General features: G+C 43.2%; 14 protein-coding genes and 2 pseudogenes. 9 read left to right on the top strand and 7 right to left on the bottom strand.

Annotation, left to right across the window (positions count from 1 at the left end; genetic code table 11):
- Window positions 1-36: 36 nt before the first annotated feature.
- Both ulaG and ulaR read right to left on the bottom strand, forming a co-directional pair.
- Window positions 37-1,104: an L-ascorbate 6-phosphate lactonase gene (gene ulaG, locus ED652_RS02585; protein ID WP_017089479.1), complete on the bottom strand. Its 1,068-nt coding sequence runs from the start codon at window positions 1,102-1,104 to the stop codon at window positions 37-39.
- Window positions 1,105-1,224: 120 nt separating this feature from the next.
- Window positions 1,225-1,980 carry an HTH-type transcriptional regulator UlaR gene (gene ulaR / locus ED652_RS02580; protein WP_122053409.1) on the bottom strand — a complete coding sequence of 252 codons (756 nt, stop codon included), beginning with the start codon at window positions 1,978-1,980 and terminating at the stop codon, window positions 1,225-1,227.
- Between the two features lie 350 nt (window positions 1,981-2,330).
- On the opposite strand from ulaR, the gene ED652_RS02575 reads away from it, so the two are divergent.
- The 6 genes from ED652_RS02575 to ED652_RS02550 all read left to right on the top strand — a co-directional run bounded on the left by ED652_RS02575 (window position 2,331) and on the right by ED652_RS02550 (window position 7,887).
- The gene (locus ED652_RS02575; RefSeq protein WP_122053408.1) at window positions 2,331-4,169 is read left to right on the top strand and encodes a PTS ascorbate-specific subunit IIBC; all 1,839 of its coding nucleotides are present in this window, start codon (window positions 2,331-2,333) and stop codon (window positions 4,167-4,169) included.
- Window positions 4,170-4,235: 66 nt separating this feature from the next.
- Window positions 4,236-4,703, top strand: a complete 468-nt coding sequence (locus ED652_RS02570) for a PTS sugar transporter subunit IIA (RefSeq protein ID WP_122053407.1) — start codon at window positions 4,236-4,238, stop codon at window positions 4,701-4,703.
- Window positions 4,704-4,713: 10 nt separating this feature from the next.
- A complete protein-coding gene (locus tag ED652_RS02565; RefSeq protein WP_016787381.1) occupies window positions 4,714-5,412 on the top strand; it encodes an L-ribulose-5-phosphate 4-epimerase in 699 nt (232 codons plus the stop codon).
- Between the two features lie 111 nt (window positions 5,413-5,523).
- Window positions 5,524-6,345: a pyridoxal phosphatase gene (locus ED652_RS02560; protein ID WP_122053406.1), complete on the top strand. Its 822-nt coding sequence runs from the start codon at window positions 5,524-5,526 to the stop codon at window positions 6,343-6,345.
- A gap of 4 nt (window positions 6,346-6,349) precedes the next feature.
- On the top strand, window positions 6,350-6,997 hold the full coding sequence (locus ED652_RS02555; RefSeq protein WP_122053405.1) for a 3-keto-L-gulonate-6-phosphate decarboxylase UlaD: 648 nt from the start codon (window positions 6,350-6,352) through the stop codon (window positions 6,995-6,997).
- A gap of 8 nt (window positions 6,998-7,005) precedes the next feature.
- Window positions 7,006-7,887, top strand: a complete 882-nt coding sequence (locus ED652_RS02550) for an L-ribulose-5-phosphate 3-epimerase (protein WP_122053404.1) — start codon at window positions 7,006-7,008, stop codon at window positions 7,885-7,887.
- 166 nt (window positions 7,888-8,053) lie between these two features.
- Here the strand turns inward: ED652_RS02550 and ED652_RS02545 are convergent, their stop codons facing one another.
- Window positions 8,054-8,263 (bottom strand): hypothetical protein, encoded by a 210-nt coding sequence (locus ED652_RS02545; protein WP_122053403.1) that lies wholly within the window; start codon window positions 8,261-8,263, stop codon window positions 8,054-8,056.
- A gap of 246 nt (window positions 8,264-8,509) precedes the next feature.
- Between ED652_RS02545 and ED652_RS02540 the strand changes: the two genes are divergently transcribed.
- From ED652_RS02540 to ED652_RS23645, 3 genes and pseudogenes are all read left to right on the top strand, one after another.
- On the top strand, window positions 8,510-9,121 hold the full coding sequence (locus ED652_RS02540; protein WP_122053402.1) for an HAD family phosphatase: 612 nt from the start codon (window positions 8,510-8,512) through the stop codon (window positions 9,119-9,121).
- A gap of 40 nt (window positions 9,122-9,161) precedes the next feature.
- Window positions 9,162-9,365: pseudogene (locus tag ED652_RS23945) on the top strand (ribulose phosphate epimerase); the annotation flags it as partial.
- A 248-nt stretch (window positions 9,366-9,613) separates the two neighbouring features.
- Window positions 9,614-9,751, top strand: a complete 138-nt coding sequence (locus ED652_RS23645; RefSeq protein ID WP_162929891.1) for a hypothetical protein — start codon at window positions 9,614-9,616, stop codon at window positions 9,749-9,751.
- A 219-nt stretch (window positions 9,752-9,970) separates the two neighbouring features.
- Here the strand turns inward: ED652_RS23645 and ED652_RS02530 are convergent.
- From ED652_RS02530 to ED652_RS02515, 4 genes and pseudogenes are all read right to left on the bottom strand, one after another.
- Window positions 9,971-11,170, bottom strand: a pseudogene (locus ED652_RS02530) (MFS transporter).
- Between the two features lie 90 nt (window positions 11,171-11,260).
- Window positions 11,261-11,584 (bottom strand): hypothetical protein, encoded by a 324-nt coding sequence (locus ED652_RS02525; protein ID WP_122053401.1) that lies wholly within the window; start codon window positions 11,582-11,584, stop codon window positions 11,261-11,263.
- A gap of 10 nt (window positions 11,585-11,594) precedes the next feature.
- On the bottom strand, window positions 11,595-12,464 hold the full coding sequence (locus ED652_RS02520) for an L-ribulose-5-phosphate 3-epimerase (protein ID WP_122053400.1): 870 nt from the start codon (window positions 12,462-12,464) through the stop codon (window positions 11,595-11,597).
- 9 nt (window positions 12,465-12,473) lie between these two features.
- On the bottom strand, window positions 12,474-13,232 hold the full coding sequence (locus tag ED652_RS02515; RefSeq protein ID WP_122053399.1) for an IclR family transcriptional regulator: 759 nt from the start codon (window positions 13,230-13,232) through the stop codon (window positions 12,474-12,476).
- Between the last annotated feature and the right edge of the window lie 3 nt (window positions 13,233-13,235).

Here is a 13,235-nt window from a genome sequence, read left to right as displayed (position 1 = left end):
AGCGAATCGCTCCCTAAATAATGTTGATCTTAATGATTACAAGAATGCGCGGTATGGCAGTTCTGGGTCATTTTTAAAGATATCTGCAAAACCACGGAAGTGTTGGTAGTGCATGCGACCTTTATCTGTAGGGTAAGTGTATCGGCCACCGACTTGCCAGAAGAAAGGAGCGAAGCCGTATTGCAGACGTTCTTTCTTCATGTTCCACAGCATTTCAATTTCACGTGGGTCATTTTGGAAGTTAGCCCAGATATCGTGGTGGAAAGGAACCACGACTTCACAATCCAAAGATTCAGCGGCACGTAAAATGTCTGAAGATGTCATTTTGTCAGTCACGCCACGTGGGTTCTCACCGTAAGAAAGCAGTGCAACGTCGATCTTGTGGTCATTACCGTGCTTAGCGTAGTAGTTTGAGTAATGAGAATCACCAGAGTGATAAACTGAACCGCCTGTCGTTTCTACTAGGTAGTTCACTGCACGATCGTCCATGCCACCTAAGATATCAGTGTCTAAAGAAGAAGTGCCTTCAGGAAGTGTTACAAGTGCAGTACGGTCGAATGCATCAAGAACCTTAATATTGACGTCTTTGATCTTAATCTCGTCGCCAACTTTCGCGATAACACAACGATCTTCTGGCACACCCCATTTCATCCATAAATCAACACACGCTTTAGGACCAATGAATTTAACGTGCTCGCCACAGTTTTGTAGAACGGCTGCAGCAACGTTGATGTCAATGTGGTCGCCGTGATCATGAGATGCCATAACCGCATCGATCTCTTTAATAGCGAAAGGGTCCAATGGGAAGATTGCAGTACGTAGGTTTGGCTGAAGTGCTTCAACACCGCCCATACGCATCATTTGGTGCTGGTTTTTCATTTTTTGAACAGCTTGTGTTTTTTTACCAGTACCACACCAGAAGTCCATTGATAGGTTTGCACCACCTTCTGATTTTAGCCAAATGCCTGTACAGCCAAGCCACCACATAGAAAATGTATTCGGTTGCACGACAGTTTGCTCGATCTCTTCATTTAACCATGTGCCCCACTCAGGGAATGTATTTAGGATCCAAGACTCGCGAGTGATTTCGTTTACGTTGCTCATGATAATACCTTTTATTTCAATAATTTGATTAATTTTGGATGTAGGGAGCCGAGCGCCTTAATTTGGACTAAGGCACTGAGCTGAATTTATTATTATTTGTGGGCTAGTTTGCCCTGCGATTTAAACTAGGATGACTTGCGTCCCCTGAGCTTCAATCAGTTTTACGACTTCTGGATTAGCGTCTTTGCCCGTGATAACAATGTCTATTTGCTTGGTGTTGCAAAATAGCATTCCTGTACGTTGTCCAACCTTTGAACTGTCGACCACAACAACAAGCTTATCGACCTGCTCTAGCATTTGTTGTTCGGCCACCGCCGTTAACATATCTGCTTTATAGAGCCCAGCATCTGTTAAGCCTTTACCCGAGGTAAACATCCAGTTTCCGGCATAACCACCTAATGAATTAGGTGCTGGGTTTAAAAAGATGTTCTGTGCTTTGTTGTATTGACCGCCAATGATGATGACATCGTCATGATCTTCGTTGATCAAGTAGCTTGCGAGTGGGAAGTAGTTCGTTACGATCTGTACATCTTCCCCACATAACTGTTGTCCAAGTAGGAACGCAGTAGAACCACAGTTGATCACAACGGTATCTCCAGCCTCGCAAAGTCCGGCTGCTGCTTGCGCAATCTCAGCTTTCTCTTCATAGAACTCAGTGCTGTTGATATTGAGTGGTGACCACTTTCTCTTCTGATTCTCTACTCGTTCAGCGCCATTTCGAACTTTTCTAAGTCGGCCAACTTCATCTAATTTAGCGATGTCACGTCTTGCAGTAGCAGGTGAAACACTAAATTTATCAATAATATGTGAGACGTTTATTGTCTGCATATCTTCTAATAGCGACACAATGCCGTTATGTCTTTGTACTTCATTCATATTTATCACTCTTTATGTCGTTGTGACAATTTGATGATTACTTTTGATTACCTTTGATTTGTTTTGATTCTAATAATCACCATCATGATTGTCAAACTACATTACTATAAAAACTAGATCTTAATCACAATGATTTATAAGTAATTGATTTTATTTATCTTGTTGTTTTTTGGTGTGATCCGAAGCTCAATTAGGCACATTCTGGGTGTGGTTAATTGATATAAATCAAAGTAATCACAAGTGAGCATTGAATGATTACTTTTGATTGTTAAAGTCTAGTTCGTGAGCAAAACTAGACATCATCACATCCTACATACCATTAAAATTAAAAATTAATCAGGGGTAAAGATATGGAATTCTTATATGATATTTTCTATATTTTTTACAGTCAGGTAATGACCAAAGCACCGTTGCTACTCGGTCTTGTTACTTGTCTGGGTTACATTCTACTCAAGCGTGACGCAACAACTATTATCTCCGGCTCTATTAAAACCATCGTTGGTTTCATGATAGTGCAGGTAGGTGCAGGAACATTGGTAGCGGGTTTTAAACCGGTTATCGAGAAAATGAGTGAAATACATGGATTGACAGGGTCGGTGATTGACCCGTACACATCCATGATGTCCACCATGGAAACTATGGGCGACAACTACTCTTGGGTTGGTTATGCCGTATTAATGGCACTTGGGCTCAACATTCTACTGGTTGCCTTCCGCCGTATTACTGGTATCAGAACCATCATGCTGACGGGACATATCATGTTCCAGCAAGCTGGCCTCATTGCTGTTTTCTACTTCGTGCTTGGCGCAGGTATGTGGGAAACCATCATCTATTCTGCAATATTGATGGCGTTGTACTGGGGTATCTCGTCAAACATCATGTTCAAGCCCACTCAAGAAGTGACTGGCGGAGCGGGTTTCTCTATAGGTCACCAACAACAGTTTGCGTCATGGATAGCAACCAAGGTTGCTCCTAAGCTTGGCGACAAGAATGACAGCGTTGACCACATCAAACTGCCTAAATGGTTACACATTTTCCACGATAGCATTGCCGCGACAACGCTTGTAATGACGGCTTTCTTTGGCATCATTCTTCTTTCGTTTGGTCTTGATAACCTTCAAGACATGGCAGGTAAAACACACTGGTTTATCTACATTTTCGAAACTGGTTTGAAATTCGCAGTAGCGATTCAAGTTATCGTCACCGGCGTTCGTATGTTCGTAGCGGAATTGTCCGAGGCCTTTAACGGTATTTCTCAACGTCTTATTCCTAACGCTGTGTTAGCAATCGATTGTGCGGCTATTTACGCCTACTCTCCAAACGCAATGGTGTTCGGCTTCATGTGGGGGGCGGTTGGTCAATTCACCGCTGTTCTTGCAATGTTAGCGTTTGACGCACCAATCATGATCATTCCTGGCTTTATTCCAATGTTCTTCTCGAATGCAACCATCGGCGTGTTTGCTAACCACTTTGGTGGCTGGAAAGCGGTAATGAAGATTTGTTTCGTGATGGGCATCATCGAAGTGGTTGGTTCTGCTTGGGCAATCCACATCTTTGCTCAATCTGGTACTGAGTTTAACGGCTGGATGGGTATGGCTGACTGGGCTCTGGTCTTCCCACCTATCATGCAAGGTATTTCAAGCTCTAGCATGTTCTTCTTTGTGATTTTGGCTCTGGCTGGTGTCTACATGTTCTTCGCTTCTAAGCAACTACGAGCTGAAGAAGACGCAGAAGCTGCCGCTGAAACAATGACCGCAGTAACACCTGAGGGCATTGAGGTTGAAGTCGCGGTTCCACAACAATCGACAGCAACTGCTCAAGCTCCTTCAGCTTCTGCAACGGCAGCTTCTACAACATCCGAAACTCGAGTCTCACCAGCAGCTGATCAGAAACCAGTCCGTGTCTTAGTGTGCTGTGGTTCAGGGCAAGGCTCTTCAATGATGTGCTCTAAGAAAATCAAAGAGTACTTAGACAAGAAAGGCATCCCAAGCTCGACCTTTAACAGCGCTATCACCGATTACAAATCGCACCTTGGTTCATTCGACATCATCGTTACTTCGGTTGCGCTTGCAGCGAAGATCACGGGTCTGCCGGAAGGTAAGCAACAGTTAGCGGTTAAGAACATGATTATGGTGAAAACTTTCGGCGACGAGCTTGTTTCCATCATCGAGAACAACTTCCACAAATAATGATAAACGGCTCAGTGGTATCGCACTGCTGAGCCAATAAAAACAATTATATAAGTGAGCAATAACATGAACTTAAAAGAATCTCTTATCAAGAATAACTCTATCCTACTGAACGCAAAAGCCACTGACTGGAAAGCGGCGATCAAGCTAGGTACTGACGCATTGGTTAAAGCCGGTGTTACTGAAGAGCGTTACTACGACGCGATTACCAAAGCGATTGGTGAAGAAGGCCCTTACATCTGTATTCACGATGCGTTCGCTCTGCCTCATTGCCGCCCTGAAGATGGTGTGATTCGCACCGGGTTCGCGTTAACCGTGCTGGAAACCCCGATTACTTTTGAAGGTGTTGATGAGCCTGTTGATGTACTGATCACGCTAGCGGGTAAAGATTCAGAAGAACACATCGAAGGTACCATGCAAGTGGCGAACTTAATTGAATTCGATGAAGACTTCTCAAAACTTCGCGCATGCAAAAGCCCAGAAGAAGTGGCGCGTTTAATTGATGCTGCGTTACTGCAAGCGGAAGCAGCGTAAGGAGACAACTATGTCTAAATATAGCCAACTGAAACAACGCGTCTTAGAAGCCAATTTGCAGCTTCCGAAGTATGGTTTGGTGACATTCACTTGGGGCAATGTCTCTGAGTTTGACCGTACTAATGGCGTGATAGCGATTAAGCCATCGGGTGTCGAATACTGCGATATGACAGCTGAAGATATGGTGGTCGTCGATCTAGAAGGCAACATTGTTGAAGGGAAACTTAATCCTTCAAGTGATACCGCAACTCATTTAGAGCTTTACAAAGCTTTCCCTGAGGTCAGTGGCATTGTTCACACACATTCACGCAGTGCCACTATTTGGGCGCAAGCCGGCATCGATATTCCAGCCTTGGGCACCACTCATGCTGACTATTTCTACGGTGACATCCCATGTACACGTCGATTGTCTCACTCTGAAATTGCTGAAGAGTACGAGAAAAATACTGGTTTGGTGATCATTGAAGAGTTCAAGCAGCGTCGAATCGATCCAATGGCCGTTCCCAGCGTTATTGTTGCAGGACATGCGCCTTTCTCTTGGGGCAAAGATGCCAACGATGCGGTTCACAACGCGGTGGTATTAGAAGAAGTTTCTGCAATGGCGTTGGCAACGCGCACCTTGAATAGCGGCATCAAAATTCAGCCAGAACTATCCGACAAACACTACTTACGTAAGCACGGTGAAAATGCTTATTACGGCCAACAGTAAATCTGCTTTTCGTTTAAGTAGGCTGTTTAAGTAAGCCGTTTAACGAGCTTCGGCTCTAAGTAGTTTCAATATTGATTAGGCCCGACTTCAGGGAATAAGTGAGAGGACTCTATGTATAAAGTGCTGGCGTTAGATCTCGATGGAACCGTGTTAAAGGATGATCACACGATTCATCCAGAACTGAAAAAGGCGATCCAAGAAGCCAAACAAAGTTGTCATGTCGTGATTGTGACTGGTCGACACCACACAGCAGCACGACCTTATTACTACGAATTGGGGTTAGATACGCCAATCATCTGCTGTAACGGCACTTATGTTTACGACTATCAGACTGAAACGGTACTGACTCAAAACGCGATAGATAAAGACAAAGCGCTGACCTTCATCGATATGGCAGATGAGTTTCAGCTCAAAATGGTCATGTACATCACGCATGCCATGACGTACTCACACTACAACCCATTTGCCTACATGTTGGCATTGGAAAGTTGGGCAGAAACGGCACCAGAGCAACATCGCCCTCAAATTTACCAAGTGGAATCATTCATTGAAACGGCTCAGCAAGCCGAACACGTTTGGAAGTTTGTGGTGGAAGGTAGCCAAGACTCAGTAGACCGTTTAATGAAACACCCATGGATAGAAGAGAACTTCAACGGTGAGCGTTCTTGGTCAAATCGAATCGACTTTGCTGCAAAAGGTAACAGTAAGGGCCTACGCCTTGCTGAATACATCGCAGAACTCGGTTATCAAGCCGATGACGTCATTGCCGTCGGTGACAACCATAACGATATATCCATGCTCAAGTACGCCGGATTAGGTGTAGCGATGCTCAATGCTGATGACATCGTCAAGTCACACGTCCAACGTGTGTGTTCAACAGATAACAACCATGATGGCTTAGCCCGTCTAATACGTGAACAAATTAAAGGATAACAACATGACTAAACCAATGATTCAGATCGCCCTAGACCAAACAAACCTTCCTGCTGCCATTGAAGTGGCAAACAACGTTGAAAGCTTTGTTGATGTGATTGAAGTGGGCACTATTTTGGCGTTTGCAGAAGGGATGACGGCGGTTTCTACGCTTCGTAAGAATCACCCAGACCATATCCTTGTGTGCGACATGAAAACAACAGATGGTGGCGCTATTTTGGCTCGTATGGCATTCGAAGCGGGCGCTGATTGGATTACCGTTTCTGCTGCTGCACACATCGCAACCATTAGTGCATGTAAGAAAGTCGCTGATGAATTTAACGGTGAAATCCAAATCGAAATTTATGGTAACTGGACAATGGATGACGCTCAATCTTGGGTCGACCTAGGTATTTCACAAGCGATTTACCACCGTTCTCGTGACGCTGAATTAGCCGGTGTGGGCTGGACTGAAGAAGATCTAGTGAAGATGCGTGCATTGTCTGAAATGGGCATCGAGCTTTCTATCACAGGTGGCATCGTGCCTGAAGACCTTTACCTATTTGAAGGCATTAAAGCGAAAACCTTTATCGCAGGCCGCGCACTTGCAGGCGACAAAGGTAAAGAGACAGCAGAAGCGCTAAAAGCTCAGATCGATCGCTACTGGAACTAGGAGGCGTTATGTATCAAAACCTGTTACGCCACCGTGTAGGGCTTTATGAAAAGGCCCTACCTAACGAACTCAGCTGGGAAGATAAACTTAAGCAGACCAAAGAACTCGGCTTTGATTTTCTTGAGATATCGGTAGACGAATCAGACGAGCGTCGCAGCCGACTAGATTGGAATGACGAAGAAGTTTATACCTTGCGTCGTCTTTGTGAAAAGCACGGCGTACCGCTGCAATCCATGTGTTTAAGCGCGCATCGTAAGTTCCCATTTGGATCTGCAGACCCTGCGATTCGAGAACAAGCGGTTATCCATATGGAAAAAGCTATCTCACTCGCTTACAAATTGGGTATTCGTACCATCCAATTGGCTGGGTATGACGTTTACTACGAGCCCGCCGATAAAGTGACTCACCAGAGGTTCATTGAAGGCATGAAGCTTTCAGCGCAGTTGGCGGAAAGATCTGGGGTAATGCTTGCTGTGGAAATCATGGATACCGATTACTTGAATTCTTTGAGTAAGTTCGAAGTGCTGAGTCGCGAAGTTAATTCACCGTATTTCACGGCGTATCCGGATGTGGGCAATATCTCTGGTTGGAATTACGACATAGTGACTGAGCTAAAACTGAGTAAGCCTCATATTACTCAGATCCACCTCAAAGACACTTATAAAGTGACTGACGAGTACAAAGGGCAGTTTCGAGACTTAGTGATTGGTGATGGCGAAGTTGACTTCAATGCAATTTTTGAAACGTTGAAAGAGACTGAGTGCGTTGTACCACTCGTGATCGAGATGTGGGCTCAAGATGAACGCTGGAAAGAGAATATACTGACGGCACAAAAACGTTTGAATGAAGTTTGTGTTCAAACGGGTGTTCCGAGATTGTTTGACCACTAACTCTACCTAGAATTATTAACCAGTTTCTCTTTGCGTTCTCCATGCTCCTAACGAAAAGAGAAAATGCAGCATATTGCCCCCAATATGCTGCATTTTTATATCAACTCGGCACTTTAAGCTATTTAAAGCAGCAGAAGTTATGTCAATTTCGCAATAGCTACAGTGTTTAAACAGCGATCGTCACATGATCACGGCCCACTCCAGCCATCTGAATCAGGTAGTCCGTGTGGTACTTCTTCTTGATGACGATTTGGCTACCGATTTCAGCAACAATCTTTACCACTTCCAACGCATCAGAAGGATGCAATGAAGAGTCTTTTGAAATTTCGATATTAACGCCTAAATTTGCCAATTTGATGATGTCGCTAGAATGCATGGTCGTGTCCAAGGTATTTGATTTTCTTGGACTATATCATCTTCAATTTATGCAACTCTACTTGGTTTAAGTAAAAATGGGTGAGATGTGCTCAAAATATGATTTCAATAGTAAAACAACGGTTTTTATTGCATCAATTCGTTTAATTGTCGGATTGTTGAATAAGATCATATTAAGACGATCATGAATAGGTTTTATGTATGGTGATTAGTAGTATGAGTCTCAAAACAATATGAGAGATTGACGATGCCAAAGTTAGATAAATATAAAGGAATTATTTTTGATCTCGATGGGACTCTGGTCAATTCTATGGTGGCACATGCTCATGCGTGGAAAAAAACTTGTCAGAAGTTTGGTATTCCCTACGATAAAGAATGGCTCGATCAACTGGGTGGTATGCCATCGCGAAAAGTGACTCTAGAGATCCTCAAACGTTACGACCTAACACTTGATGCTCAGCAGGTTACTTCGGACAAAATCGCCAACTTTGAGGCTATTGAGCATAAAGGTGATGTTATCCCTGAAACCTATGCACTCTTGCAGCAACAATATCAGTTGAAAAAGATAGGCATTGGTACTGGCGCTCAAGCAAAACATGCGAGAGCAATTCTAAAGACCACCGATATTCCATCGATGATACGCACAATTGTTACTTCTGATGACGTAGATAATCATAAGCCAAATCCAGATACGTTTTTGAAAGTGGCTAGACAGTTAGAGCTAGACCCTGATGATTGCGTGGTGTTTGAAGACACCGTGATCGGCCAACAAGCGGCAACATCAGCAGGGATGGACTGTTACATGGTTGAAAACGGGCATATAACTAAGTTTGTTCCAGCGAATGATTTGGAATTTTAAAGCGTCCCTGAACTCGAAAACTAACCTGAATTCTAAAACTAAACTGCGTTCAATCCGATAGAGCATTAATGAATCAGGTCGAAATGTTTGTTTAGACGTTGACGGTGGTGTGAAAGTTAACAACATAAAAGAGATTGCTGAAGCGGGTGCTGATCTGTTTGCAGCTAGCTCTACTATTTTTGATAGTGAAGATTTTCAGCAAGCTATCGACTTAATGCGAGCGGAGTTGGCTCAATTGAATTAAGTTGTGCATCGACTGCTGTATACAGGCTCGAAGTATTCTGTAGATCAGGCTTCGAGCTTTTTTGTATCTAATCACTGTTGATTTAGTGGGAAAATGTATAGAAGAACAGTCGAGTTTTATCGTGTTCTCTCGTTGCTCTGTGCTTGAATTTGGCATGAGGTTTGTGTAATAAAACTACAGTTAATATTGACTTTGGTCACACAACGGCGCAAAATTGACCACAGATCACATAACGACGAGAATACAATATGAACGCTACAGTAATCACAAATGAAAACAATGCATCGCTAGCAAAACCTTCATTAATGAATGAAGTTCTATTTTTTGCTAAGTCTACCGTTATCATGGGTGCAATTATCCTACTTGTTGCTTCTGCTTGGGTTTGATTTCTTAAATAACCCGTGTTTAGTGTGATCAGTGGTGGTTATTAGCCACTCACTGATTCAAACTAACGTGAGAAGCACCAAATTAATTTCCTTATCTTTCTCCACTTCACTTTCTTCAATTTATTTACTTTCTAGGCCAAACAGGCCGGCTTTTAGTCATCGACTTAGTTACTGAATCAAGCGATTTACTAAACCAAGCTACTTATCTAAATCAATAGTTTAAACACGATGCTTTAAACTAGACCAGTACAAAACTATCATCGCTATATACGCCATTGTGGGCGCAACATAACTTGTGCTCAGTGAAAGCTCATCAATCAAACTCGCTTGTACGAATGGCAAAACAACACCCCCAATTGAACACATAATTAATATTGCAGCCCCTTGTGAGCTTTGTTTACCTGACGCATGCAGCGCTTGTGCGTAAATGATGGGGTAGAGCGTAGAATTACATAAGCCTACGACAAGCATCAGATAGCCGACCCAGAGGTGATTTTGATACATCGCGATGACACTAATGAAAGCGGCAACCGCGCAAGACAGTGAGAAAAGGTAGTGTTTGTTGACTACGTTTCCAAATTTGGCGAATAACAGTCGCCCCACAAACATCAATACCTAATAAAGAGCGATGATCTGTGTTGCGGATACTAATCCAAGGTCGCCATATTGCTGGTCGGCAAGATACGCAATAGTAAAAGTACCAAAACTCACTTCTACACCGATGTACATCAACAGCACCAATGCTAACTTCATGAACTGCCGATTTTTGCTCAAAATAACTAAACCTTGCCAAAAGCCAGTCATCTGTTTTGGCTTAATATCGGGAAGGGTTATCTTGCCAAAAAATACCAGTAAGCCTAGAAAGAACAGGGCGATAAATAAGAACAAAAACGAGACTTGATGAGCGGTGTTATTAACATTAAAGCTGGCTGCTACGAGAATGACGGCGGTAAGCACCAATGGACCAAGTACAGTCCCTATGGAGTTAGATGCCGTTGCCACACTTTGGCGTATCACGCTCTTATCTGGTGTAGAGAGCAGCGATACATAAGGTGAACTCACCACTTGAATTGCCGACACACCCGATGCCATCAATAAGATACCAATGAGTGTTGGAACTAGCTCTTCTCCTCGCACTAAATATGCCATGGCTAGACAGCCCAGAAGGCACCATATCAAGCAGAACTTCAACGTAGTCCTATAGCCAATTTTCGCCATAACAAATGACGTTGGAAGCGATACCGTGATTCTGGTGATAAAAAAGGCCATGGGAAATAACATCGCCATTTTGTAGTCGAGAGAGAAGGCTTCTTTGTAATGTGGTATTAGCGAGTTACTTGAAACAGTAATTAAACCCCAGATAAAAAATATCAGCGACAGTAAGACGAGTGGGGCATCTTTTAAGGGGAATACTCTCATAGTGATTCCTTATCGATAGCGATAAAAAAAGCAGAAGGTGATCTTCTGCTTTTCGATTCAGATTTTACGGTGTATTACCTTTTTGAACCGTTAATCACGCACAAAGTTAATGTGATGAACATGAATATTGTATTTCTCAATAATCACTTGGGTCGCATGCATACTTTTGATTCGTTGTTCAGAATCTAAAGCCGCTGCCATTGCTGACTCGTTCTCATAGCTGTGCTGCATCATTAGCAATAGGTTTTTATGGCTTTCAGCTTCAATCGCTTCAGGCTTATTCAGCGTTAACCCTTGGTTATTTGGGAATGTGCGAATGATCGGAGCGACTTCATTTTCCATGTATTGGTAGAAGTCTTGTTTTTGTTTTTCAGTTAAATCAGCTTCAAAAAAAGCGGTGCGGAAAATAGTCATGGTCGTTTCCTTACAGTTCAAAGCCAGATTGGTTTGCGATAGATTTCAATGTTGCTTTCGCTTGTTTGATATCTTCGAACCAGTTGTCATTTTGAGCCCACATTTCAATCACTAGTGGTGCGCTGTAATCAATTTCAGCAAGTGTTTTGAAAATAGCAGGGAAGTCGACTTGGCCTTCACCGATAACAAGATCTCGGAACTGACCGTTACAGGTTTCTGAAACTCGTAGTGTGTCTTTAAGATGGACTTGCACTAGGTGGTCACGGCTTAGCTTAAGCTCTGTACACACATCGTAGTTCCAACCAGAAATATTGCCGACATCTGGGTAAGCCATAAAGTAAGGCGATGGGATCTCACGTTTAAGTACTTCAAATTTGCTCAATGAATTGAGGTACGGAGTATCCATAATCTCAACACCTAGCATGATGCCTGCGCGTTCTGCCATTTTGGTGGCTTGCTGCATGCCTTCAATGAAGCGAGCGTGTGTTTCAGCCGATTGCGGCTCGTAGTACACATCGTAGCCCGCCATTTGAATACAGCGAATACCAAGCTTGTAAGCCAATGAAATCGCTTTTTCCATGATGTTCAGCGATTCAGTGCGGATAGCATCATCCATTGAGCCAAACGGGAATTTACGGTGCGCGCTCAAACACATCGACTGGAATGGCATTTGATGCTTTTCACACAGGCGGCGAAGCGCGTAAATTTCTTCGTCTGACCAATCTAAACGAGCACGTCGCTCATCGGTCTCATCGACTGAAATTTCTACAAAGTCGAAGCCAGCTTCTTTGGCGTGAATTAAACGCTCCTCCCATGTTAGGGAGGTTGGCATCGCTTTTTCGTAAATACCTAATCTGAATTTGTTTTTAGAATCAAACATTCTTTTTCCTTAAAAGAGTTGTTGTTCTATACGCGTTGTTATGTCTTGAATTCTGCCAGCGATCTCTTCGTAGCCAAGTGCTTTCATTTTTGGTGTAAGCGAAGAGACGCTCACCGCGTATACAGGAGATTTGTTCTTGTCAAAAATAGGGACAGCAACACAAGAAATACCTGCTTCGTTCTCTTCATCATCGAGCGCATAACCACGACTCTTAATTTTATCGAGAACACCAAAAAACTGAGACTTGTCGAGAATCGTGTTTTCAGTTAAAGGTTTCATTGTGCTGACATTGCGTTGCCAATAGGTCTCTCGAACGCTCTCTGAACTGAATGCGAGGTAGCATTTACCTGCTGCAGAGCAGTACATTGGAGAATGTAGCCCTACGTAAGTTCGAGTTCTAAAGACTGAATTAGCGGGTTCAAACTTGTCTTTAAAAATGATGTTGTCAGCATCAAAAGAGAGAAAGTTAACCGTTTCATTCACATTTTCGAGCAGTTCAGATAGGTATGGCTTAACCGTGCCGGTGACATCAGAGTTGATAGCAGCATGTCCAAGCTGAACCAATTTCATTGTTAAACGATACTCTTTACCTGAACACATTTGAGCAACATAACCAGAGGCTTCAAACGTTGCTAAAATACGGTGGACAGAAGACTTGTTGAAGCCAGTCCCTTCAGACACTTTTTGTAACGAAACGCCATTAGGGTAATTCCCAAGGAACTCCAGTACGGTCAGTGCTTTAGACAACGATTTAACTTGCTCACTCATATA

This window comes from Vibrio sp. Evd11 (genome assembly GCF_900382755.1).
Lineage (GTDB): Bacteria > Pseudomonadota > Gammaproteobacteria > Enterobacterales > Vibrionaceae > Vibrio > Vibrio lentus.
Note: the sequence above shows the minus strand (reverse complement) of the source record. Positions and strands in the feature narration are given on the sequence as shown.